The sequence below is a fragment of the Halobacillus sp. A1-3 genome, from assembly GCF_050971765.1.
Classification (GTDB): Bacteria; Bacillota; Bacilli; order Bacillales; family Halobacillaceae; genus Halobacillus; species Halobacillus mangrovi_B.
This window is the reverse complement of the sequence record NZ_JBPCEO010000011.1, coordinates 127,432-151,542: the sequence shown is the minus strand read 5'-3', so window position 1 is coordinate 151,542 and position 24,111 is coordinate 127,432. Positions and strand designations below refer to the sequence as shown.

Sequence of the window (24,111 nt, the reverse complement as noted above, 5' to 3'; positions counted from 1 at the left end):
TAGGGGAATGTGATTATGGGATTAAAAGGTCAAAATACAACGCGGACAAAACAATTTAACCGTTCCTTAGTACTCCAAACACTTTTGAGAAACGGGTCCATCTCTAGACACCAAATCGCACAGATGACGAATCTGACAAGGGGAACCATCACGTATATTACTTCGGAGCTGCTAGAAGAAGGGTTGATCCAAGAACAAGGAAACTTACCGAGTGAGAAACCGGGTGCGGGAAGAAGATCGGTGGGGTTGACCTTAAAGGAAGATGCAGTCTGGGTCATAGGTATGCATATAGGAATGAAAGAAGTTTCCATAGGACTTGTAAACTTGAACGGAAAAGTAAAAGAAGTCTATAAAACTTCTCCTTCTGAGGAATTCACCGTAAAAGCGTATCTTGATTTCCTTCTTAAAGAACTAACCGAGTATATAAAAAAGCATAACAGTTATGAAGTGAGTGGGATTGGCATAGGCGTTATCGGAGCCGTTGATATTCATAGAGGAATCGTTCTCGGAAATGAACAAGAAGGCTGGCCGGAAATCCCGATCGTCTCTTATCTCAGCGAGCATCTGCAATTGCCAGTATTCACGGATAATGACGTCAGTTCTATGACGCTGGCAGAGAAAATGTTTGGTCAAAGTAAGCATAATTCAGATTTTATGTGCTTGTATATTGGACGAAGTTTAGGAGCAGGCTTGGTTCTGAATGATGAATTATACCGTAGTGGTATTTCCGGAGGCGGAGAGTTCGGCCATATGACATATATGCCTGAAGGAAAAGAGTGTTGGTGCGGAAATCTTGGATGTATCAATGAATATGCCTCTCTAGAAGTACTTGCTAAGCAATTAGGTTTTCCTACAACCCATAACCTCCTGAACCAAATAGATTTAAAGGACAAGAAAATCCTTGAAGCTGTTGAAGATATGGGAGAAAAAATTTCTGTCGTCCTTACTTCATTTATCAATATGGTTCACGTAGAAAAAGTAGTGGTGAGTGGATCTGCTGCTCATCCGGACCTTCCGTTCGTAAAACAACTTTCAAAACACATCAATGAACGCTCTTTCCTTGCAAGGATGCAGCAGGTTGAAGTAGTGGGTTCCCAAATAGGAGAGGATATTGAAATCATTGGTGCTGGGGGACTGGCTTTATTGAACGGAGTATTTAAGAATGCTGGTTAAGTCAGAAATAGAGTTGAATGCGTTCAACTCTATTTTTTTACTAGGTATTGATTAATTCATTAAATTAAATAATGGGGTGTTTTTTTGGAATCTAGGATTCATACTGTTGAAAATTTTACTTCAAGCTATTTAAACAATAAACGAAATCTCTATATCTACTTACCTCCAAGTTACGGAGGTGATCAATCAAAACACTATCCAGTTCTCTATATGCATGATGGTCAGAATATCTTTTTTCCCGCATTTAACGGAGAATCATGGGCCGTTGATCAAAAAGCTGATCAACTTATTAAGAAGGGGATCATGGAAGAAATCATTATTGTAGGTATTCCGAATGGAGAAGCAGAGCGATCGAATGAATACAATTTCTATTTTGATGGAGACGATGAAGTAACCGTTCCTTTTTCTAAACCTTTACAAGTGAAAGGGGAGTTCTATGAGAAGTTCTTAATAAAAGAAGTGAAACCGTTTATTGACCGCTCGTTTCGTACAAAACCGGAAGCAGAGTTCACGGCTTTGATGGGGTCTTCCATGGGAGGAGCTATTACGTACCATCTAGGATTCAGAAATCCAGATGTCTTTCAAATGATCGGCGTCCTCTCACCGTATTTTTACTACACGAACCCTGTAACCAAAAAAGAGACCAGTTTAATTCATAAATTTGAAGAGAAAAAGAATCTGAAAAAAATCTGGATTGATATTGGTGGAAAAGAAGCTCCGCTCATTCAAGTGAGTCAGGTAAGAAGAGTCGTGGATCATTTAAAGCAAATTGGTTACGAACCGAATACAGAGCTCATGTATTACGAGGATAATGAAGCTGAGCATACGGAAAGAGATTGGTCGCGGCGGGTCCATGCTCCATTGATCTATTTTTTTGGAAAAAAAGGGAGCCCTTATGAAATGGAAATAGAGCCTTTGCAGACGATCCATATCGAAGAGGAGCACGAACTCTACCCTGTTATTACCTATGAATCTGGTTTTTTGATGTGTGATATGGCTGAAGCCGAGTTTCATGTAGAAGATCCAAACATACTGGACATCCAGAATAGTAGAGTTCTTCCGAAAAAACAAGGAGAAACCCAGGTAACCATCACTTCAAAAGGACTGGAAAAATCCATAAGAATGCAAGTAACCCAATAGTGATTTATGGAGGTGCAAAATGTTAAAAGAAGCCATTTATCATCGACCTAAAGGAAACTATGCTTATGCATATGATGGAAACACATTACATTTACGTCTGCGCACGAAAAAAGATGATGTAGAGCAAGCAACTGTGATATGGGATGATCCTTTTAATGGGGAAGTAAAAGAGGAAGGCTGGGTATGGATCCCTCAAGAATCCACGCCAATGGAGAAATGTGGGAGTACGGAGTTGTATGATTATTGGTTCACGAGTCTTGAGCCTGAACACAAGCGTTTGAAATACGCATTTGAATTACAGAATAGCAATGAAACGATTTATTACACAGAGAAAGGTTTTTATACAGAAAAATCGTCTTCTTTTCCTGGATTTTTTACTTTCCCCTACCTCCTTGAAGAAGACGTTTTTCAAGCTCCTGAGTGGGTGAAGGATACAGTATGGTATCAAATCTTTCCTGAACGATTTGCTAATGGAAATCCCGATAACAATCCCCCTGGTGCGCTTGGTTGGGGAGAAGCCGAACCCGCTGGAGATAATTTCTTTGGGGGAGATTTTGAAGGGATTATCCATTACCTTGATCACTTAGAAGACCTTGGGGTGACAGGGATTTATCTGACTCCTATCTTTAAAGCTCATTCGAATCACAAATATGATACGGTTGATTATTTTATGATTGATCCTCAATTCGGGGATAAGAAAAAATTCAAGGAGCTCGTTGAGAAATGTCATGCAAGAGGGATAAAGGTCATGCTGGATGCGGTGTTCAATCATTGTGGGTTCTATTTTCCACCGTTCCAGGATGTCTTGGAAAAAGGGAGCAAGTCTGCTTATGTGGATTGGTTTTTTATTCAAGATTTTCCTCTCCAGACGGAACCGCGCCCGAACTATAGCACATTCGGATATGAAAGCAAGATGCCTAAATTAAATACAGCTAATCAGGAAGTAAGAAACTATCTTCTTGAGGTAGGCAGGTATTGGGTCAAAGAATTCGACATTGATGGATGGAGACTGGATGTTTCTAATGAAGTTTCTCATGAATTCTGGCGAGTGTTTCGTAATGAAGTGAAGAAGATAAAGCCTGACCTTTATATTCTAGGAGAAATCTGGCACGATGCCCTTCCATGGCTGGGTGGGGACCAATTCGATGCGGTGATGAACTATCCCTATACAGGGCCGGCAATCGAATATTTTGCTGAAAGGTCGATTTCTACAGAAACGTTTGTGTATCAGACAACGGAAGCTCTCATGATGTACCCCAAAACGGTTACGAAAGCAGCCTTCAACTTGTTAGGAAGTCATGACACCCCAAGAATCGCTTCTATATGCAATGAAAACAAAGACAAAGTTCGCTTGTTATTCGCATTTTTGCTGTCTTCTCCAGGAACGCCTTGTATTTATTATGGAGATGAGATTGGAATGTCAGGAGGAATGGATCCCGGATGCCGGAAATGTATGGAATGGGATCCAGCAAAGCAGGACCAAGATTTATTCGCTTTTATTAAACAACTTATTCAGCTGAGGAAAGAATATAAAGCGATAGGAAGTGAAGGCGAGTTTCAATTTATAAATTTTGATAATAAGGAGCAGAAACTACTCTATAAAAAATCCTATCAGAATGAGACGATTCTATTTTTTATAAATAACTCAAGCGAATCTGTGCAGTTTGAAGTGCCCAATAAATATAAAAATTTACAAGGGGCAGATCTATTAGCAGAAACATTAGCATGGAAAGATTTAAGGGAAAGCATTTTTGTAGAATCTTATAGCATAAAAGTCATTAAAATCCAGTGATTGATAAAAATGAAGTCTAATCTATGAATTTTTATAAAAAAATCTAGTCTTATATAAATTACAGCCTATGGAAATAGATGAAAATCATTGTTTTAGTTTTAAAGTGCTGGAAGGCAACTAGTGTATCATTACTCAACAAACGTTGGAGTGATGACATACTGAATGATATATAATCTTAGTGAAACTCCGTTTGCTTTAGGTAAGATTTTCATAAATATAATCTAGTAAAATAGAAATGAAGCCTATATCCTCTCTGGGAGGATATAGGCGTTTTTTACATTTTTTGTGTGTAAAGTTTGTTATGTGGGTAAAGTTTCGTAGAAGGTGAAAAGGGAGGGAGTCAGCCATGTTAATTAATTATCAAGCCGATTCATTTTTCGACGAAATGTTGGACCAATCAGGAAACCCTAAAGACCATTACAAAGCTTTTCACGACATTATTTCAGAGGCTTCTGCAGAAGAATTGCGAAAAAGACATGAAAGAGCACAGTTTAACTTTTTAAAGCAGGGCATTACTTTTACTCTGGATGAATATGGTACCGAACGGACGCTTCCTTTTGACTTTGTTCCTATCATCATTCCGGAAAAGAAATGGAAGGAGATCGAGAAAGGACTGAAACAGAGAGTCGAGGCGTTAAGTCACTTTCTACAAGATATTTATGGTGAAAAGAAGATTATTAAGGAGGAAGTCGTGCCGACAGAGCTGATCGAGAACAGTGTCTACTATAATGAAGAGCAGTTTTCAGGTATTGATCTGCCGCTTAATAATCATATATTTATAGCAGGGATTGACCTTATTCGTGATGAAAATGGTGAATACCGAGTATTGGAAGATAATCTGCGCAACCCATCAGGTATTTCGTATGTTTATCAAAATCGTCATGTGATTAGAAAAGTATATCCAGAACTGTTTGAACGATATAGTGTGAGGCCAATGGAAAACCAGTTTAAAGAGTTGCAAAAAGCTCTGTTCAGCTATGCACCGCGCAATGCCTTATCTTCGCCTCATGCGGTGTTATTAACGACAGGCATATATAACTCCGCTTATTATGACCACGTATTTCTTGCAAAGCAGCTGGGGATTGAATTAGTAGAAGGACGTGACCTTGTTGTCGAGAATGATTTTGTTTATAAGGAAACTACCAGCGGGCTGGAGCGCGTGGATATTATTTATCGAAGAATTGATGATGATCATCTAGATCCGGAAGCCTTTAGCGCAGATTCTGAAAGTGGTGTACCCGGTCTTATGAGGGCTTACCGCAAAGGGAATGTGACCATTTTAAATGGAATTGGCATCGGGGCAGCAGATGATAAGGCGATCTATGCTTACGTCCCTGAGATGATTCGTTATTACTTGAATGAAGAGCCGATTCTTAAGAATGTCACCACCTATTTTTTAAGAGATTCAGAGCAAAGAGATTATGTGTTAGAGAATCTTGAGAAACTCGTAATCAAAAATGTAGGGGCTTCCGGCGGAGACGATCTGCTGATTGGCCCAAATGCCTCTGAAGAAGAGTTAACGACATTTCGGCAAAAAATTAAGGAAACACCAAATGAATATATTGCCCAGCCTACAATTGAATTATCACGGGCTCCGGCTTTTCAGGAAGGGGAATTCCGCCCTCGCCATATAGATTTAAGAATGTTTGTGATGAAGGGGGAGAAAATTAATGTTCTCCCTGGAGGCCTTTCCAGAGTGGCTTTAAAGGAAGATAACCTTGTTGTGAACTCTTCTCAGGGTGGGGGAATTAAGGATGTCTGGGTAATAAGTGCAGAAGGAGGAAAGGACTATGCTTAGCAGAGTGGCAGGTTCTTTATATTGGATGTCCAGATATGTGGAGAGATCGGGGAATAACGCCCGGACCCTAAGCAGCCAGCTGATTCGTATGCTGGAAGATTCGGATCAGGATACTTTGGACCACAATTGGGAAGTGGTTCTTGAAATCTGCGCTTCTAAAAAAGAATATTCTAAACACTATTCCAGATTAAATAGTGAGAATGTGCTTCACTATTTTGTACGTAGCCAGGAAAATGAGAATTCTCTTTTTAATTTACTGGAATTGGCCAGAGAGAAAGCAAGGGAGTCCAGAACGATTATCCCAGAATCTATTTGGGAGCTGATGAACCGTTCTTATTTAGAGAAGAAGGTACAGATGGATGAGCCTTTAAATTCAAACGCGATTCAAAGTGACTTAGACGACATCCTTGATATGTCAACAAGCTTTCAGGGAATTATCGAATCTTCTATGCTTAGAGGAGAGCCTTATATCTTTATTAAGATAGGAAAGTGGATAGAACGGGCGGAAACGACTGCGCGAATCCTAAAGGTTATTTGTGAGAAGGCGACGGCTGACAAAGGTAATACGGATTTACAGGTATTCGATCACTGTCTTCATGCCCTCCAGGTAGCCAACGGCTATGATTCTTTTATTATGGAGCACAAGTTAACACTTAACCCTTATGAAGTAATAACATTTCTTATTGAGGAAGAACGATTTCCACGGTCCATAATGTACTGCGTAGAGCATACTTTACGTGCTGTAGAGCAATTAAACCCTGGAAAGAGCCTTCAATCTACGGAAGAGTTACTTGAGCTGTTAGCAAATACCAAGAGAGGAATTGAACGGACAGATGTTGCCGAGATGACAATGGATGAACTCTTGAGTTTTCTTAAGGGGTTCCAGGATCACTGCGATAGAATTAATGAAGTATTCTCGGCCACTTATAATCTGGATAGTTATAAACGAAGATCTGTGGAAAGTAGACGATAACTGGGGAATCACCTTGAAGTTCATACAACCATATAAGCTTTGGTCAGGTTTTTAATATCACGTGCCGCCACCCATCGTCCGTACAAAAGAGCGCTTCAGTCTCGAAGCGCTCTTTGTGTATGACTACCGGTCTGGGATAATTTTTTCCGTGCGTTTTCGTTTAAAGTATCCATTTCTTCAATGAACTGTTCACTCGAAGCGATAATCCGTTCGGACGACTGCTCTGTCGTTTTAAGAGCTTCAAATACGTTGTCGAAAGATTCTTGAAGAGCTTCCATACTGATTGCCGGATTCTCCATCATCTGTGTCGTCTCTTCCGCATTTTCCCTTAGATTCCTGGAGTTCGAAAGCAGCATTTCCTCAGTCGCTTTATTGACACCATTCACCGTATCAATTACTTTCCGCTGACTATTTAATGCCAGCTGAATCGAAGCGGATACGGTAATAATATTTTTCGTAAGTGTAACTGCATTACGAATCGATTCCTTCAGCTTTTCATTATTTTTCTTAATAATATCCACAGAAGAAATACTCTGATGTAATACACTCTTCATCTGTGTCATGTTTCTCGTACGTGTAATAATCTTCTCTTTTCCTTCTGTAAGCAGAGCCAGATCGTATTCGCCCGTAGATTCTTTTTCTTTCAAAAGCTCAAATAGCTTCTTCCCAAGATAGATTTGCTTGTCCAGGTCATAAATACGCTTCTGGGCGTTTTCTTTGATAAGCTGCAATTCTACGCTATCTTCTTCAAGGCGGTCTTTACCTGCCAAGAGACTGCGAACAACGGTATCGATCTTGGAGTCGACGGTTTCATACTTCTTCAGGTAGCGGTCAATTGGCTGCTTTTTGCTTAGTTTATAGAAGAACCTCTGTACTCCGTTGCCTTCGGTACGCTTCGGATCAAGGTCCGAGACGATCGCCTCGAGTTCACTCAACGTTTCGGGAATGTCGTTATTGCCTTTGGTCATGAGATCGTTTACTGGGCGCTTTAATGTTTCCATTGTCTCCCCGGCGACGCGCTGTTCCTTTTCTCCGAGGTCGCCGAGCTCTCTCATCACTTCTGAAAAGGAGGCTTCCCTGGAAGATTCGAACTTTTTCGCGTAAGCTTCGGCCTCTTCGTTCAGGCGGTCGATATCTTCTTTTTCTATAAGAGTCATCGCTTCTCTCAGGTCCTGATGGTTCATTTCAGCTTCTTTATCTCTAAGGAAAGAATTCTCACTCATGTCCATACCTCCTAAGTGTCATTAGTTGGTTTCGAGAAAAACAAAACGTTCGGTTGCTAAAATTCTTTTTACTTCCTCGAGAAGATACTCTCGTCTTCCTTGTTATACTTGGATGCAATAATCCCCTTGCTTCTGGAAAAATTCTGGGCATGATTTTCTTCTTCTTTCAGCTCAAGTGTTTCAATGAACTTATGCAAATCGTACATCGTCTCCAATAGTTCATCTTTCCGGTTTTTCTTATTGATATCCGACAATAACTGAAACGATTTGATAAAGTTAGGAACGTCTTTGTCCATCATCGTCTCAAGGGCGTATTGATCTTCGATTTCTAGTTCTTCCATTCGTCTGAACTGTTTCACTGTTCGTTTCTTTATAGACGCCCATTCCTTTTGAAGTTCAGGATGGTTCTCAAGAAAGGGGAAATTCCATCCTTCGAGAATCGCTTCTCCTGGATGTTCCGAAGTTGTTTTACCCGCGGCTCTTTCCTTTCGCTCCACGTAGGAATCCAGATACGTATACAGAACCTTCGAAAAATCACGCAAGGTGTCTCTGAGCCCTCTTCTTCTCGTGAATTCTTCTTTCAAAAACGTAGGGGCAAACTCCTTTTTTCCTTTTCCCATTTCAAACCTGCCAAGCAGCGTTTGCGGCGGCTTCCCGTAAACCTCAATTGAAGCCTTGAATGTGTTGGAAGTTGGAATTACTGCGGTGAAAAAAACGCCGTTCCAAAATCCATCCAAAATATATCTCATGTTCATTTCTACAAGTTCTTTTATATGCAGATCGAAATAAACAGGGCGTTTCCCATTGATCACCTGTTTCATTTCTCTCATCGTGTGAAAATCGATGTAGCGTTGATATTCGGAGGTATGCGGCATGAATGTTCTTTCCAAATTCTCAAGCGTTGAAGAGTAGAAGTTTTCCATGCTTCGTCAGCCCCTTTTGAGTCCTTCCTTTTCCGTGGCAAAATGCTTCTATTATATTTCCAGAATACCACAAAACAGGGTTTGATAATAAGAAATGCCTATATACTCTCCATTAAAAAAGGAAGGTAAACCATTCTCTCATGGCCTTCCTCTGACAAACGGAGGATGGTTCCATTTTACTTAACTTTTGCAGCATTTAAAAAGGTAGTCGCCATTTTAGACAGGGAAAGCTCTAAGGAAAGATTATTATCAATGCTAACTGGTTCTCAATTTAATGGGTTTCTTCTACACATACACCTGTGGGATTTTGATTGGATACCATAAAAAAATTCGGTCAAAATAAAGAAAGCTTTCCAATAGTTTTTTGAGCTATTGGGAGGCTTTATTTTTAATAGACGACCTAGCCCAATTTGCAGACAACTCTTTCTATTATCGTTTATTTTACCGTAAGTTTTGGGTGGTTTATAATGAAGGACAAACAAGTAAAGACAGGAAGTGCCTATGAGTAAACGAACGAAGAAGTCCAAAAATAAAATTCACCGGTCTGACAAACATTCCGGAAAACATAAGTCGTCTCAACGTAATCAATTAAAAGGAAAGCATAAGGAAACTCACGGACATAAACGTAGTCAGAAATCTATAACTGCAGAGGTGACCTGCTCAGGACTGAACGGTGAAGGAAAAGGCCTTGTTCAGTGGAACGGAAAGCAGCTTGAAGTACCTCTTTTGTTGCCTGGAGAAAAGGCTGAGGTGAACATATTCCAGAAAGGGCGCTCTGTGCATGCGGAGTTAAAACGTGTGATCTCTTCAGCAGAAGAACGGGTCGACCCGCCGTGTCCATATTACTACGAGTGCGGGGGATGCCAGCTCCAGCATATGAGTAACGAGGCGCAAACACGTTTCAAGCAGGAAACGATAGATGCCCTGATGAAGCCGTTTGGAAAGCCTGAACCGATTTTGACGATGGATCATCCGTATGATTACAGGAACAAGAGCCATACGACATTCGGTCTGAATCATAAACGTCAGGTCATTGGCGGTCTCTATGCTCAGAATACACATGAAATTATCCCGATGGATCGCTGTCTTATTCATGATCCAAAAGCGGACGAAATCGTAAAGACCATTAAGGACTACTTGAAGAACTCTAAAATGCAGCCGTATAACGAAGACACCAAACAGGGGTTCTTGCGGCACGTGTTAATCAAAGTTGGAAAAGTCAGCGGAGAAATCATGGTAGTGCTTGTCGCAGCCTCTTCCGAGTTTAAGGGTAAAAAGAAATTTGTAAAAACTATGCGCCAAGCCCACCCGGAAATTACGACAATGCTTCTGAATGTGAACAAGCGGGACACGAGCGTCGTTCTTGGCGATCAGGAAGAAGTACTATTCGGAAAGGGAACGATCACAGACACGTTGTGCGGACTTGAATTCGAAATCTCGTCAAAATCCTTTTATCAGATTAATCCTGTCCAGACGGAAAAATTATATGGAAAAGCGATTGAAATGGCCGAGCTGACTGGAGAGGAAACCGTGATCGATGCTTACTGCGGGATCGGTACGATTGGTCTTGTTGCCAGTGAGCAAGCTGGAAAGGTGATCGGCGTAGAGGTGAATAAAGATGCGGTGCGAGATGCTATCAGGAACTCAAAGCGTAACGGTGTGAAAAATGCGCGGTTCTACCAGGGTGATGCTGGAGAATTCATGGTAGAGATGGCAGCGCGTGGGGAGAAAGCCAATGTTGTAATTATGGATCCACCGAGAAGCGGAAGTGACGAAGCATTCTTATCAAGCGTGGTGAAGCTTCAGCCGAAGAGAATTGTATATGTGTCCTGTAACCCGGAAACGCAGGCGAGAGATTTAGAGTACTTGGTCAAGAACGGATATAATGTCAAAGGAATTCAACCTGTGGATATGTTTCCACAGACGTATCATGTAGAATCGGTTGCCAAGTTAGTGCGTAGGGTGTAACCAACAATAGGATAACTACAAAGATTCAGAACTTTATTAATTAGCGAGTATGTGTTCAAAACAAATATCTGAAATAATAAAAAAATGATAACCCAGATAGCCACCCAGTTAAGATGGGTGGCTATTTTGTGCTCAAAAATACTATCGAAATTGCCATAGAATCTGCATGAATATTGTTTATAAATTATTCCTATTATGGAAAGGATTATAGTTAAGCTCTTATTAGGAGACATTGGAGGGTTCTATGGTAACCATAGCTTTTGCTGTAATACTTATTTTGTCAACTATATTATCAACTATTTTAGATATGCATTTATATGATCTTTCATTTACCCAATCCCTTCACTTTTCCTTAAAGTTGGAGGGTGGTACAAGGGAGATGATTGCGGTTTCCGCATTAATAACTGGTCTAGTTGCTTCCTTTTTTCTTGATTATCGACTTAGTAAAAAAGACAGCACAGAAAAGCAAAGTTAGGTGAAACCATTTATGCAAAGAGAATTAGCTGAAAAAATATCATTAACTCAATTATTTATTCTTGTTAGTACTTTTTTGTTTGGAAGTGCCATTGTTGTAGGTATCGGTGGAGAAGCCAAACAGGATAGTTGGATTGCGGTAATCACGGCTTGTTTATTAGGGATAATTCCTGTGTGTTTTTACATTTTTTTATTGTCAAAAATACCAGGGAAAAATTTGTTTGAAATAATGGAAATTGCTTTAGGGAAAATTATCTCAAAGATCCTAATTTTATTATACATCACCTATTTTTTTTATGTGTCCGCTAGAGTTCTTAGAGATTTTGGTGAATTGGTTGTTGGAGACCTGTTAGTAAACACCCCGATTGAAGTCATATCCATTACATTTATGCTGTTAGTCGCCTATATTCTTTACCTTGGTTTAGAAGTTTTGGGACGTTTTTCTGAAATTTATGCCCCTTATTTGGTGGGGGGGCTCATAGTTGTTGGCATTTTACTTTTTTTAAGCAGAGAGCTGCATGTTGAAAATGTTCTACCCATATTGCCTGAAGGGTTAGGGCCGATTATGAGTACTGTCTTTCCTGACTTGATTACTTTTCCATTTGGTGAACTGGTTGCCTTCACCATGATTCTCCCCTATGCTAGTAAAACTCGTTATGCAGGGAAAACCACGGTCCTTGCCTTAGTGTTTAGTGGCCTCATTTTAGCCTATTCGTCATTTGTGCAAATAGCTACTTTAGGATCAGATACGAAAATTAGAGCCAAATTCCCGCTGTTAAACGCCGCAGGAGAAATTTCTCTATTGAATTTTATTGAGCGTGTGGACTTAATTATCATCTTTGTTGTGATGTTTGGCATCCTGGTCAAAATTAGCATTCTTTTTTATGGAGGGTTAAAAGGATTAGAACAAATTTTTGGAAGACCTTATCGTGCATTTATCTACCCCATGGCAATGGTAATTGCTTTTTTGTCTATTATCATTAGCGAAAATTTTGCTGAACATTTGAAAGAGGGGATTGACTTGGTAACATGGATGATTCATATCCCATTCCAATTCGGTATCCCATTATTTCTTTTCCCTTTTGTTTTATGGAAAACTAAAGATGTGAGAGCTGAAAGGAAGAAAGTATAATGGGATGGTTGAAAAAAATCTTACTATCACAAAAATCATACAACCAAGATAAGTCTACGAAACGTGAACTGTTGGCGTTTGGTGGAGAAGCTTCCCCATTATCAAAAGATTTACAAAAAAATCAATCTAATATTGAAAAAGCATTTAGAAATGCAACCGATTTTCGAATGGAGAAAATTCACGTAGGGAATGAGGAAGGGGTCATTTGCTATTTAAGCAGTATGACAGACTCTTCCTTACTAACCGAAAAAATAATGAAGCCGTTATCCATCTCTTCTCAACAAGACCGTTCCATAACCAATTTAGAGGAATTTGAAGCTTATCGCAAAGAATTTTTTTCGGGTGTGGGATACCATTTTCACGATACACTTCATGAACTAATTGCCGATGTTCTGGCTGGATACGCAGGGGTTATTGTCGATGGACAAACAAAGGCGCTTTCCCTTCAAGTGGCGAATATTGAATATCGGCCGATTGAAGAACCCAGTACCCAAACCGTTATTCGCGGGCCTAAAGAAGGCTTTACAGAATCGATGGATACAAATATTAGTTTAATTCGCAGAAGAATTCAAAATACTTCTCTCAAATTTGAATCAATGACAGTTGGAACGGATACACGTACCCCGCTTACCATCGCCTATATAGATGAAGTGATAAATGAAGGGATTTTAGAGGAACTAAGAAAACGATTAAAGAAGATTAGAACCCATGCTATTTTTGACTCTGGAAATATTGAAGAATATATTACCGATAAAAGCTTTACAGTTTTTCCGTTGATCTGCAATACAGAAAGACCGGATAGTGCTGCAGCTAATTTATTAGAAGGGAAAGCAGTAATTATTGTAAATGGGAGTCCTTTCGTGTTAATCCTCCCAACTGTTCTGGGGGACTTTTTTGAGGCAACCGAAGATTATTATCAATCCTTCTTTATTAGTTCATTCATTCGTTTGATTCGCTATGCTTCGTTTCTGATTGCATTAACGTTGCCTTCTTTATATGTGGCACTTACAGCTTTTCACCATGCACTCGTTCCGACTGACTTACTGTTTAGTTTACAGGCTCAACGGGAAGGAGTGCCTTTCCCTGCCGTTATAGAACTTTTAATGATGGAAATCACTTTTGAAATTTTAAGAGAAGCAGGGATCAGAATGCCACGGGCTATCGGACAGACCATATCCATTGTAGGAGCTTTGGTTATCGGGCAGGCTGCTGTAGAAGCTGGCCTTGTCTCCAACGCTCTTGTCATTGTAATAGCATTGACCGCTTTAGCGACATTTGTATCCCCGATTGGAAGTTTTACAGTGGCAGCACGGCTATTAAGATTTTTATTTATTTTCATGGCAGCGGTATTCGGGTTATACGGGATTTTGCTTTGCCTCTTTTTCATGGTTGCCCATCTCGCAAGTTTACGCTCATTTGGTGTCCCTTACCTTGCACCTATAGCTCCATTTATTGTTGAAGACCATGAAGATGTTTTTCTTCGTTTCCCCATATGGGCCAATAAAAGAAGGCCGCATTACTTGAAAACTGAGTCTCCTGTAAAGGATTCAAAGTCTGAATCTACAACTCCACCTAGCAGTAAAAAGGGAGGGGAATCATGAGAACGATAAAACTTCTCTTACTCACCCCGTTATTGGTTGGGTTACTAAGCGGTTGTTGGGATACAAAGGAACTGAATGAGGTAGCTTTTGTCACTGGTATTGCGATTGAACAAGGAGAGGATGCGAAATTTAAAGTAACGGTAGGAGTGGCAAATGCAAGTCAACTAAACTCTCAGAAATCCGAAGGAAATACCCCCTCCGTTACCTTTAGCTTAGAAGGAAATTCAATCTCTGAATTATTAGATAAAATGAATGTTGGATTAACGAGGGAACTAAGATATTCTCACACAAGAACATTAGTCATTAGTGAAGAAATCGCACGTGAGGGAACATCAGATTTTTTAGATTACTTAGAACGATCAGGACAGTTTCGGAATGACTTTAATATACTTATTGCACAAAATATCTCAGCGGCTGATATACTGAAAACAAACTTCCCAATACAAAAAATTCCTTCTCTAAAGATTCATAATCAGACGTCTGCCTTATTTGAAGAGTGGGGAGGAGATCCTAATATAAGATTATCAGATTTTATATCGGCTCTTACTTCTAAAGGCCGTCATCCGGTTGTTGAGGCAGTGACTATAGTCGGTTCTCCTAAACAGGGCAAGAGTGTAGAAAACAATAAAAGCCTGGAGCCTGAATCGTTAGTAACCCTTGGAGGAGTAGGTGTATTTAATGAAGATAAACTCATTGGCTATCTTAATCTCGAAGAAACTCGTGCTTATGTATGGACACAGGATTTAATACAAACAACATTAACGGTTCCATGCGGGGAACAAAAATATATGGACATACGAATCTTAAATTCGAAATCAACCATACATGTCAATTACGACGGGGAAATACCAAATTTTCAAGTTAAAATTGTTGCAGAAGCACTCCTAAATGGTACGCAATGTAGTGCAAATCTAGAGAAGATCGAAACGTATAAAAAGTATGAAAAGGATATTGAAGAAATGATAGAATCCATTATTCTTACGACTATTACAAAGGTACAAGATGAATATGAAGTGGATATTTTTGGATTCGGAGATACCATGAGAAGGCAACATTATAACCAATACCAAGCAGTAAAGGATAACTGGGATGAAGAGTTTATTAAAGCAAACATTGATACACAAGCAAATGTTTTCTTAAGAAGGGCTGGAACATCCAACAAAAGCTTTTTAACAGAAGTGGAATAGCTTCTCAGGTGATTTAAGACATTCTTGAGACAAGGAAAAGTTAAGGGGTAGAATTTTAGAACTTGGCCCTTATTTTGTTTGCGGTAAGTATTTGTTAGTTAAGGTTTATAATAATATCTAATTAATACAATCTTGACTGTTTTTGACAGGATTTTTTTAGATTTGCTTTAACTTAAAAACCCTCAAGAGTTCATTGAACTTTTGAGGGAACTTATTTTATGATGGGATTTTAGTTGAGTTATTGGTAATTATTTTAGTTCCTATTTATCCGATAAATAACAAAAAATAAAAAAACTCAGTTTCTCGAAATAATGTAAACAAGATAAATGATATACATGGTCAGAAGGACGAAACCCTCTGTTTTTCCAATTTTATAATGGGTCCTTGAAAATAAGAACAATAACAAGCTCAATGCAATCATGATCATCACATCGGTAAATATTTTTCCATTCACAGGTAAAGGCGTAATGACAGCTGAAGCCCCAAGAACAAATAATATATTAAAAATATTGCTCCCCACGACATTTCCCAGGGCAATTCCACTTTCTTTCTTTAACGCAGCGGATATGGAAGTCACAAGTTCAGGAAGCGATGTCCCGATCGCAATGATGGTTAACCCTACTAATGTATTACTCATCCCAAGATCATAGGCAATTGCTGTACCGCTGTCTACCACCAGGTCCCCGCCAAAAATAATAGCTGCTAAACCTGCTAACGTTAAACCAATATTTTTTCCCCATTTAATATTTGAAGGAACTGGTTTATGTATAGACTCTTTTCGACTTTTCATACCCACTTCAATCACATAGTACATAAAAATAGATAAAAACAATAAAAAGATGAGGCCGTCACCGCGAGTTAGCAAATTTTCACTTAATCCCTGTAATTCTAAATCACTGATAAGTACGAGTAAAGCTCCACTAGCGAGCAGTGTAAATGGGATTTCTTTTCTGGTAGTTTCACTCTCTACCATTAGTGGATATAGGAAGGCTGCAATACCTACCACTAAGGTGATATTAAAGATATTACTCCCTACAACATTTCCCAGTGAAACTTCAGCATTTCCTTGTAAAGCTGCAATGATGCTAACAGTGGCCTCAGGAGAGCTTGTACCAAAAGCTACAATCGTTAACCCTATCAAAATAGGTGGGACACGGAGTAGCCTTGCAATGCTGGAAGATCCATCAACGAACAAATCCGCTCCTTTAATTAATAAACCAAAGCCGACAATTAATAAAACATAAGACATAGTTGGTCTTCAAAACTCCTTTTTATTTTTTAATGCTTTAACCATACCCTCTTTTATTGCACTTGAAAAGCATAGGGATGCAGCTATTTTAATGCTAGTTAATTTGTTCCCATACTCTAGCCAGCCGGGTGGTGTGGTGACGGGATCTGCTATTGGACTTCAATTGAGTCTTCTTTGGCCGGATTATATGGAGGTGGCAGTGTAAACCATAGCGTTATCACTATTTTTGGAAACGTTATTATCAAGAGCTCACAACCTCAAACAGGTTAAATGACTACCACCTTCCGGCTATTTTTGTTCACAAATTTGTGAAATGTTTCACAAATGGTAAGCGGTATCAAGTGGTATGATAAATTCATCAGAGAAATAAGGGGTGACAATCATGATTCTTTGCGAATGGAAAGACTTTAACACTGATACAGAAGCCTACACGCTGGATGCTTTTGAAAAAAGTATAGGCGATGAGTTTCATGCAATGGATATGAAGGATGGCGAGGAAATACCATCCTATATTTGGACCACGAATTATGTTGTGATTGTTAAACAAAATGCACGGATTTACCAAGATGTTTCTTTTATTAAAATTCCGCGAAATCCAGTTTGTGAATAGGGAAGGAATTGTTTTCTTATAACTAATCATGTGAAAAACTTCACAATATTATAGGAGTGATTATAATGGCAGTGGCAGAAAAGCAATTGAAGTTGGAAAAGGTATCGGAAATGGTTGATGGGCTGGTAGGTAATTCGAAAATAGCGTTAGCAGAATTGAAAAAGCTGGATCAGCAACAAATCAATACTATTGTGAAAGAGATGGCTCTTGCTGGTTTAGACCAACATATGCCACTTGCTAAATTAGCGGTAGAAGAGACGAAGCGAGGCGTGTATGAAGATAAAATTATCAAAAATTTATTTGCCACTGAATACATTTATCACAATATTAAATATGATAAAACCGTTGGTGTGATCAATGATTTTAGCCAAGAGGGTATGGTTGAGATTGCAGAACCAGTGGGAGTCATAGCGGGAGTCACTCCTGTTACCAACCCAACTTCTACGACCATGTTTAAAGCCATTATATCCATTAAGACGGGCAATCCGATTATCTTTGCGTTTCATCCTTCTGCTCAGAAGTGTAGTCAAGAGGCGGCGAGAGTGGTGAGAGATGCGGCTATTCGAGCTGGTGCTCCTGAAAACTGTGTGCAGTGGATTGAGTCTCCTTCTTTAGAAGCAACTCAAAGACTCATGAAACATGAGGGTGTATCCCTTATTTTAGCCACAGGAGGAGCGGGTATGGTGAAATCCGCATATAGCTCCGGGAAACCTGCTCTTGGAGTAGGACCAGGAAATGTTCCTTGTTATATTGAAAAGACTGCAAATCTTAAACGATCTGTAAACGATTTAATCCTTTCCAAAACTTTCGATAATGGAATGATTTGTGCATCAGAGCAAGCTGTCATTATTGATAAAGAAATCTATAAAGAGGTCAAACAAGAAATGATTGATAACAAGTGTTACTTTTTGAACTCGGAAGAACGAGTAAAAGTAGAAAAGCTAGTCATCAATGAGAATTCCTATGCGGTTAACGCAGATATTGTAGGGAAGCCCGCTTTCGAAATCGCACAAATGGCAGGAGTAACTGTTCCGGTAGATACGAAAATGTTAGTAGCAGAGTTAAAGGGTGTAGGTCCAAAATATCCTCTATCCAGAGAAAAACTGAGTCCAGTGCTTGCCTGTTATAAAGTAAACTCCACAGAAGAAGGCTTAAAAAGAGCAGAAGAGATGCTTGAATTTGGAGGGATAGGTCACTCAGCAGTTATTCACTCCACAGATCAGCAAGTGATCGAATCCTTTGGTCTACGTATGAAAGCAGGACGTTTAATTGTAAATGCTCCTTCTTCTCAAGGGGCTATTGGTGATATCTATAATGCTTACATGCCTTCCCTGACATTAGGATGCGGAACATATGGTGGGAACTCCGTATCTACCAATGTAGGGGCCGTAAACTTAATCAACGTGAAGAAAATGGCGACGAGAACCAATAACATGCAGTGGTTTAAGATACCACCAAAAATTTACTTCGAGAAGAACTCTATTCAGTACTTAGCTAAAATGCCAAAGATTTCAAAAGCCTTTATTGTTACCGATGAGGGAATGGTGAAATTAGGATATGTGGATAAAATCTTGCACTACTTACGCAAACGTCCTGATTATGTGCATTGTGAAATATTTTCTGATGTGGAGCCGGACCCATCTAGTGAAACCGTGATGCGGGGAGCGGAAATGATGAAACAATTCCAGCCAGACGTCATCATTGCTTTAGGTGGTGGATCAGCGATGGATGCTGCCAAAGGAATGTGGCTCTTTTACGAAAGCCCTGAAACAGATTTCAACGGATTGAAACAAAAATTCTTAGATATTCGGAAGCGTGTATTCAAGTACCCGGCATTGGGATTGAAGGCTCAATTTGTCGCGATTCCTACCACATCCGGTACGGGTTCAGAGGTTACTTCTTTCTCTGTCATTACAGATAAAGAAGAAAATGTGAAATATCCATTAGCCGATTACGAATTAACACCAGATGTAGCCATCATTGATCCGCAGTTTGTAATGACTGTACCGAAAACTGTTACGGCAGACACGGGTATGGACGTGTTAACCCATGCGATTGAAGCCTATGTGTCTAATATGGCAAATGATTATACAGATGGTCTTGCGATGAAAGCGATCCAACTTGTGTTTGAGTATCTCCCAAGAGCTTACCGCAATGGGGATAAGGATGAAGAAGCACGTGAGAAAATGCATAATGCTTCTACCATTGCTGGAATGGCCTTTGCGAATGCATTCTTGGGTATTAATCACAGCTTGGCTCATAAATTAGGTGCGGAGTTCCACATTGCTCACGGTCGTTCCAACGCTATTCTCATGCCGCACGTGGTTCGATATAATGCAATGAAACCAACGAAATTTGCAGCTTTTCCAAAGTATGAGCATTTTAAAGCAGATGTGCGTTACGCCGAAATTGCCCGTATGCTGGGCTTACCAGCACGCACAACCGAGGAAGGTGTGGAAAGTTTAGTCCAAGCCATTATTCGTTTGGCACAAGAGCTTCATATTCCGATGAGCATTGCGGAAAATGGGGTAGATGCAAAAGAGTTTGAAGCTAAGCTGGATGTATTAGCAGACCGTGCATTTGAAGACCAGTGTACAACTGCGAATCCAAAACTTCCACTTGTAACGGAGTTAGCTCAGATTTACCGTGAAGCTTATAAAGGCGTATAACATCAAGCTTTATCTAAAATTCGAAATTCACTTATATGGAGTGGGAACTAGAAGAGGCGTCTCATTAGTTTACAAAACTTTTGAGACACCTCTATTTCTATTAACCAATCAGCAGTCGCAAGCCACAGGTAATGTAATAGATAATGGAGTCATAGAAACGATCTACGTGTAAGTGAAAACCCGTGCTATCTCCTTTCGGAGAGGGCACGGGTTTAACTCTTCTATTACATGGGACAAAACAGCAGGTTACTGTGTCAGTATGTTTATGGCATTTTGAACTCTCTCTTCTGTTGGTGGTGAAACGTGTTCGAGTTTGTATTCTAATCCTAAGTTATGCCACTTGTATACGCCAAGCTGATGATAGGGCAGGACTTCAATTTTTTCAACGTTTGAAAGGGTCTTGATGAATTGGGCTAAAGGATATAAATATTTATCGTAGTCACTGATGGTTGGGACTAGAACATGTCGGATCCATACAGGAACATGTTTATCGGATAAATAGGAAGCAAAATCTAGAATGTGCCCATTTGGTAATCCTGTTAACTCTTTGTGTTTTATATTATCGATATGTTTGATATCCAGTAAGACCAAGTCTGTTACCTCTATAAGTTCATCTAAGTGTTTTAAAAAGTGAGGAGAGCGTCGATAACATCCTCCAGACGTATCAATTGTCGTATGAATTCCTAGCGCTTTCAACTCGCGGAACAACTCTATTAAAAATTCAATTTGAATTAGAGGTTCTCCTCCACTTACTGTCACCCCACCATTTGAAGCTTGGAAATAAGGAATATAATCTTTAATGTCATCAACGAGCTCTTTTACTGTCTTTTCCTCACCTTTATTGATTTTCCAAGTATCTGGGTTATGACAGAATTGACACCTTAAGACACACCCTTGTAAAAAGATGACATAGCGTAATCCTGGTCCATCAACCGTTCCGCAAGTTTCAACAGAATGGATACGTCCTTTCATGTTCCTTGCCCTCCTTTCTCCTACAACGAATTTACATACTTTCGTGGAATGTTCGGTTAATCACATCAATTTGTTGTTCTCGGGTCAGTTTGATAAAGTTGACGGCATATCCAGATACTCTAATCGTTAGCTGTGGATATTCTTCTGGATGTTCCATAGCCTCTAGCAGTGTTTCACGGTCAAAGACATTTACGTTTAAATGGTGACCACCTTTCATGACGTACCCATCTAGCATGCCTGCAAGGTTAAAAGAGCGTGATTCTTCCTCCTTGCCAAGCGCTTTTGGCACGATGGAGAAGGTGTTTGAAATCCCATCAAGTGAATACTCATAGGGCAGTTTTGCAACAGAGTTTAAAGAAGCGAGTGAGCCATTTTTGTCTCGACCGTGAAGAGGGTTTGCACCTGGCGCAAATGGTTCTCCTGCTTTTCGTCCATCTGGTGTATTACCGGTTTTCTTTCCATAAACTACGTTCGATGTAATCGTTAGGATGGATTGTGTTGGCTTGGAATTTCGGTACGTATGATGGGTACGGATTTTGTTCATAAATCTCTTAACCAGATCAACAGCAATGTTGTCTACACGATCATCGTTGTTTCCATATTTAGGAAATTCACCTTCTATTTCGAAATCAATAGCTTTTCCGTATTCATCTCGGATCACTTTTACGTTGGCATATTTAATCGCGCTAAGAGAGTCGGCTACAACAGATAATCCTGCAATTCCACATGCCATTGTCCGAAGGACCTCGCGATCATGTAGAGCCATTTCAATTCGTTCATAACTATATTTGTCATGCATGTAGTGAATCACATTGAGCGTTTTTACATAAAGACCAGATAACCAATCAAGCATAAGATCGTATTTCTCCATTACTTCCTCGTAGTTCAAGGTTTCGGATGTAATCGGTGCATAAGCTGGACCTACTGGAATATTTAACTTTTCATCGACTCCACCATTAATAGCGTATAATAGAGCTTTTGCAAGGTTGACACGTGCACCGAAAAACTGCATTTGTTTCCCTATTGCCATGGCAGATACACAACAAGCAATTCCGTAATCATCTCCATAAGTTTCACGCATAAGATCGTCATTTTCATACTGAATCGAACTTGATGTAATGGACATTTTAGCGCAATATTTTTTGAAGGATTCAGGCAGTTTAACAGACCATAGAACAGTTAGATTAGGTTCAGGCGCTGGCCCTAAGTTCTCTAAAGTGTGTAAAAAGCGATAAGAGTTCTTTGTGACAAGTGGGCGGCCATCTAGAGACATACCTGCTAAGGACTCTGTAACCCAAGTAGGATCTCCACTGAATAGTTCATTGTACTCAGGCGTACGGGCAAATTTCACGAGTCGTAGTTTCATGACGAAATGATCGACTAATTCTTGTGCTGCTTGCTCTGTTAGAATCTCATCTTTTAAGTCGCGTTCGATATAGATATCTAAAAAGGTAGAGACACGACCGAGACTCATAGCGGCACCATTTTGCTCCTTAATCGCTGCTAAGTAGCCAAAATATAGCCACTGAAAGGCTTCCTGGGCTGTTGTGGCAGGCTTAGAAATGTCAAAACCATAGATTGCACCGAGTTGCTTCAGTTCTTGTAAGGCACGAATTTGCTCTGAAGTTTCCTCTCGATTACGGATAATGTCTTCCGTCATGGTGCCATTCCCAATCAGATCAAATTCTTTTTTCTTCTCAGCGATGAGGTGGTCGACACCATATAGGGCGACTCTTCGATAGTCTCCTATAATACGTCCACGGCCATAAGCATCTGGTAGACCAGTAACGATCCCAGCTTTACGAGCGAGCTTCATTTCAGGAGTATAAGCGTCAAAAACTCCCTGATTATGAGTTTTGCGATAATCAGTGAATGTTTTCTCTACTTCTTCATCCACTTCGAAACCATAAGACTCAGCGGCCATAACAGCCATGCGAATGCCGCCAAATGGCTGTAAGGATCGCTTGAATGGAGCCTCCGTTTGAAAACCAACAACCTTTTCTGTGTCTTTGTTAAGATATCCAGGTCCATGAGAAGTAATGGTAGAGACGATTTTCGTATCTAAATCCAATACCCCCCCATTTTCTCGTTCTTGTTTCGTTAGATTCATAACTTGGTCCCATAAGGTGAGAGTATCAGCAGTCGGTCCCTGTAAGAACGATTCATCCCCATCATATAGAGAATAGTTTCTGAGAATAAAGTCGCGGACATCGATCTCTCCCTGCCACCTTCCTTCAGTAAACCCTTCCCATGCTGAATCCCGCTTCACTTGCGCTATAACACTCATTTTTCTGAAACCTCCTTAAATTAGAAAGATATTGTTCAGTATTTCACATGTAATGTTTCTCTTTTATTATATAGGATAGTGAAGGATGTATTGTGATTTTTTTCACAAGAAAAGAAGTTCAAGAAAATAGTCATAAAGTTTTCAAGAAAATGACAACGGTTGTACATTGAATACGTCGGAGTAGACGATCGCAGGTAGTCATGAAAGAATTACAGCAAGCGAATAGGGTACTATTATAGCGAACAAGAAGTGAAGGACAGAAGTGCTCAGAGTTGATGAATGAAAATACTCTATTTATGGATAAAGGTTGTGAAAAGTGTAATTTAATGTCTATCCGGGAAGAGGAAGAAGAAAAGATGATAGATTTTAGACTGCTATATTCTTTTGAAAAAGGAGAATCAAAAGGAGGTAAACGCAAATGGCTAACCAAACCTCAGAAAATCAGAAGACCCTGAAGAAAATTAAAGACATGATTAAAGATGAAAAGGTGGCAATGCTGACCACTATATCCCCGGAGGGTAAGCTTATGTCCCGGCCGATGCATACGCAGGAAGTAGAAATGGATAGGGAAGAGATCTGGTTCATTACAGAAAAAGATACAGAAAAGTATGAAGAGATCAACCGTAATCCTGCGGTTAACCTTGCCTACGCAGGTAAATCCTATGTATCAATTAGCGGCACTGCTGAATTCGTCCAAGATGAAAAAAAGAAGAAAGAATATTGGAATAAGATTGTCGAAAAAGTGCTAAACACTTCTGCCGATAATCCGGATGTCGTACTGGTGAAAGTGACACCCGAAATCGCTGAATACTGGGAGGCCGGCATAAATGTTAAAACCGTCAAGGAATTTGTGAAAAAGATGGCCAGCAGTAATTCAATGGAAGAAGGAAATGATTTAAAAGATACTGTTCACTTTGATGAAGACACGAGATAACTTTTG

The 24,111-nt window shown here is 39.8% G+C and carries 19 protein-coding genes; 14 read left to right on the top strand and 5 right to left on the bottom strand.

Going from position 1 to position 24,111, the window contains the following annotated elements; translation table 11 throughout:
• Nucleotides 1-15: 15 nt before the first annotated feature.
• The 5 genes from ACRYKC_RS18175 (at nt 16) to ACRYKC_RS18155 (ending at nt 6,876) form a co-directional block, all read left to right on the top strand.
• Nucleotides 16-1,173, top strand: coding sequence for an ROK family transcriptional regulator (locus ACRYKC_RS18175; protein WP_433808948.1), 1,158 nt, complete (start codon nt 16-18; stop codon nt 1,171-1,173).
• Between the two features lie 84 nt (nt 1,174-1,257).
• Complete coding sequence (locus ACRYKC_RS18170; protein ID WP_433808946.1) at nt 1,258-2,313, top strand: alpha/beta hydrolase; 1,056 nt, start codon at nt 1,258-1,260, stop codon at nt 2,311-2,313.
• Nucleotides 2,314-2,332: 19 nt separating this feature from the next.
• Nucleotides 2,333-4,105, top strand: coding sequence for a glycoside hydrolase family 13 protein (locus ACRYKC_RS18165; RefSeq protein ID WP_433808944.1), 1,773 nt, complete (start codon nt 2,333-2,335; stop codon nt 4,103-4,105).
• Nucleotides 4,106-4,451: 346 nt separating this feature from the next.
• A complete protein-coding gene (locus ACRYKC_RS18160) occupies nt 4,452-5,903 on the top strand; it encodes a circularly permuted type 2 ATP-grasp protein (protein WP_433808942.1) in 1,452 nt (483 codons plus the stop codon).
• Nucleotides 5,896-6,876, top strand: coding sequence for an alpha-E domain-containing protein (locus ACRYKC_RS18155; protein WP_433808940.1), 981 nt, complete (start codon nt 5,896-5,898; stop codon nt 6,874-6,876). Before ACRYKC_RS18160 ends, ACRYKC_RS18155 begins: the two co-directional genes overlap by 8 nt.
• Nucleotides 6,877-6,971: 95 nt before the next feature.
• Here the strand turns inward: ACRYKC_RS18155 and ACRYKC_RS18150 are convergent, their stop codons facing one another.
• Together ACRYKC_RS18150 and ACRYKC_RS18145 are read right to left on the bottom strand one after the other, a co-directional pair.
• On the bottom strand, nt 6,972-8,099 hold the full coding sequence (locus tag ACRYKC_RS18150) for a toxic anion resistance protein (protein WP_433808938.1): 1,128 nt from the start codon (nt 8,097-8,099) through the stop codon (nt 6,972-6,974).
• 68 nt (nt 8,100-8,167) lie between these two features.
• On the bottom strand, nt 8,168-9,022 hold the full coding sequence (locus tag ACRYKC_RS18145; protein ID WP_433808937.1) for a hypothetical protein: 855 nt from the start codon (nt 9,020-9,022) through the stop codon (nt 8,168-8,170).
• A gap of 501 nt (nt 9,023-9,523) precedes the next feature.
• Here ACRYKC_RS18145 and rlmD point away from each other — a divergent pair.
• The 5 genes from rlmD (at nt 9,524) to ACRYKC_RS18120 (ending at nt 15,384) form a co-directional block, all read left to right on the top strand.
• A complete protein-coding gene (rlmD, locus tag ACRYKC_RS18140) occupies nt 9,524-10,990 on the top strand; it encodes a 23S rRNA (uracil(1939)-C(5))-methyltransferase RlmD (protein WP_433808935.1) in 1,467 nt (488 codons plus the stop codon).
• Between the two features lie 244 nt (nt 10,991-11,234).
• On the top strand, nt 11,235-11,465 hold the full coding sequence (locus ACRYKC_RS18135; protein WP_433808933.1) for a hypothetical protein: 231 nt from the start codon (nt 11,235-11,237) through the stop codon (nt 11,463-11,465).
• 12 nt (nt 11,466-11,477) lie between these two features.
• Nucleotides 11,478-12,596: a GerAB/ArcD/ProY family transporter gene (locus ACRYKC_RS18130; protein ID WP_433808931.1), complete on the top strand. Its 1,119-nt coding sequence runs from the start codon at nt 11,478-11,480 to the stop codon at nt 12,594-12,596.
• The gene (locus ACRYKC_RS18125; protein WP_433808929.1) at nt 12,596-14,197 is read left to right on the top strand and encodes a spore germination protein; all 1,602 of its coding nucleotides are present in this window, start codon (nt 12,596-12,598) and stop codon (nt 14,195-14,197) included. The genes ACRYKC_RS18130 and ACRYKC_RS18125 overlap by 1 nt, the downstream gene beginning before the upstream one ends.
• Entirely contained in the window at nt 14,194-15,384 is a 1,191-nt protein-coding gene (locus tag ACRYKC_RS18120) for a Ger(x)C family spore germination protein (protein WP_433808927.1), read from the top strand. The genes ACRYKC_RS18125 and ACRYKC_RS18120 overlap by 4 nt, the downstream gene beginning before the upstream one ends.
• A gap of 295 nt (nt 15,385-15,679) precedes the next feature.
• On the opposite strand, the gene ACRYKC_RS18115 is transcribed toward ACRYKC_RS18120, so the two are convergent.
• Entirely contained in the window at nt 15,680-16,633 is a 954-nt protein-coding gene (locus tag ACRYKC_RS18115; protein WP_433808925.1) for a calcium/sodium antiporter, read from the bottom strand.
• A 382-nt stretch (nt 16,634-17,015) separates the two neighbouring features.
• Between ACRYKC_RS18115 and ACRYKC_RS18110 the strand changes: the two genes are divergently transcribed.
• Nucleotides 17,016-17,243 (top strand): hypothetical protein, encoded by a 228-nt coding sequence (locus ACRYKC_RS18110; RefSeq protein ID WP_433808923.1) that lies wholly within the window; start codon nt 17,016-17,018, stop codon nt 17,241-17,243.
• A gap of 65 nt (nt 17,244-17,308) precedes the next feature.
• Nucleotides 17,309-19,912: a bifunctional acetaldehyde-CoA/alcohol dehydrogenase gene (adhE, locus tag ACRYKC_RS18105; protein ID WP_433808921.1), complete on the top strand. Its 2,604-nt coding sequence runs from the start codon at nt 17,309-17,311 to the stop codon at nt 19,910-19,912.
• A 246-nt stretch (nt 19,913-20,158) separates the two neighbouring features.
• On the opposite strand, the gene pflA is transcribed toward adhE, so the two are convergent.
• Together pflA and pflB are read right to left on the bottom strand one after the other, a co-directional pair.
• The gene (gene pflA / locus ACRYKC_RS18100; protein WP_433808919.1) at nt 20,159-20,884 is read right to left on the bottom strand and encodes a pyruvate formate-lyase-activating protein; all 726 of its coding nucleotides are present in this window, start codon (nt 20,882-20,884) and stop codon (nt 20,159-20,161) included.
• 31 nt (nt 20,885-20,915) lie between these two features.
• Complete coding sequence (gene pflB, locus ACRYKC_RS18095) at nt 20,916-23,171, bottom strand: formate C-acetyltransferase (protein ID WP_433808917.1); 2,256 nt, start codon at nt 23,169-23,171, stop codon at nt 20,916-20,918.
• 275 nt (nt 23,172-23,446) lie between these two features.
• Between pflB and ACRYKC_RS18090 the strand changes: the two genes are divergently transcribed.
• The gene (locus ACRYKC_RS18090; protein WP_433808915.1) at nt 23,447-23,626 is read left to right on the top strand and encodes a hypothetical protein; all 180 of its coding nucleotides are present in this window, start codon (nt 23,447-23,449) and stop codon (nt 23,624-23,626) included.
• Complete coding sequence (locus ACRYKC_RS18085; protein ID WP_433808913.1) at nt 23,590-24,105, top strand: pyridoxamine 5'-phosphate oxidase family protein; 516 nt, start codon at nt 23,590-23,592, stop codon at nt 24,103-24,105. The genes ACRYKC_RS18090 and ACRYKC_RS18085 overlap by 37 nt, the downstream gene beginning before the upstream one ends.
• Nucleotides 24,106-24,111: the final 6 nt, after the last annotated feature.

Bases quoted from the DNA above. Each gene is read 5' to 3' on its own strand.
- ACRYKC_RS18115 (WP_433808925.1), bottom strand. From the start codon at position 16,633: ATGTCTTATGTTTTATTAATTGTCGGCTTTGGTTTATTAATTAAAGGA.
- ACRYKC_RS18085 (WP_433808913.1), top strand. From the start codon at position 23,590: ATGGCTAACCAAACCTCAGAAAATCAGAAGACCCTGAAGAAAATTAAA.
- ACRYKC_RS18130 (WP_433808931.1), top strand. From the start codon at position 11,478: ATGCAAAGAGAATTAGCTGAAAAAATATCATTAACTCAATTATTTATT.
- ACRYKC_RS18175 (WP_433808948.1), top strand. From the start codon at position 16: ATGGGATTAAAAGGTCAAAATACAACGCGGACAAAACAATTTAACCGT.
- ACRYKC_RS18110 (WP_433808923.1), top strand. From the start codon at position 17,016: ATGATTCTTTGCGAATGGAAAGACTTTAACACTGATACAGAAGCCTAC.
- ACRYKC_RS18155 (WP_433808940.1), top strand. From the start codon at position 5,896: ATGCTTAGCAGAGTGGCAGGTTCTTTATATTGGATGTCCAGATATGTG.
- rlmD (WP_433808935.1), top strand. From the start codon at position 9,524: ATGAGTAAACGAACGAAGAAGTCCAAAAATAAAATTCACCGGTCTGAC.
- ACRYKC_RS18090 (WP_433808915.1), top strand. From the start codon at position 23,447: ATGAATGAAAATACTCTATTTATGGATAAAGGTTGTGAAAAGTGTAAT.
- ACRYKC_RS18165 (WP_433808944.1), top strand. From the start codon at position 2,333: ATGTTAAAAGAAGCCATTTATCATCGACCTAAAGGAAACTATGCTTAT.
- ACRYKC_RS18125 (WP_433808929.1), top strand. From the start codon at position 12,596: ATGGGATGGTTGAAAAAAATCTTACTATCACAAAAATCATACAACCAA.
- ACRYKC_RS18150 (WP_433808938.1), bottom strand. From the start codon at position 8,099: ATGAGTGAGAATTCTTTCCTTAGAGATAAAGAAGCTGAAATGAACCAT.
- ACRYKC_RS18145 (WP_433808937.1), bottom strand. From the start codon at position 9,022: ATGGAAAACTTCTACTCTTCAACGCTTGAGAATTTGGAAAGAACATTC.
- pflA (WP_433808919.1), bottom strand. From the start codon at position 20,884: ATGAAAGGACGTATCCATTCTGTTGAAACTTGCGGAACGGTTGATGGA.
- ACRYKC_RS18120 (WP_433808927.1), top strand. From the start codon at position 14,194: ATGAGAACGATAAAACTTCTCTTACTCACCCCGTTATTGGTTGGGTTA.
- ACRYKC_RS18160 (WP_433808942.1), top strand. From the start codon at position 4,452: ATGTTAATTAATTATCAAGCCGATTCATTTTTCGACGAAATGTTGGAC.
- ACRYKC_RS18135 (WP_433808933.1), top strand. From the start codon at position 11,235: ATGGTAACCATAGCTTTTGCTGTAATACTTATTTTGTCAACTATATTA.
- adhE (WP_433808921.1), top strand. From the start codon at position 17,309: ATGGCAGTGGCAGAAAAGCAATTGAAGTTGGAAAAGGTATCGGAAATG.
- pflB (WP_433808917.1), bottom strand. From the start codon at position 23,171: ATGAGTGTTATAGCGCAAGTGAAGCGGGATTCAGCATGGGAAGGGTTT.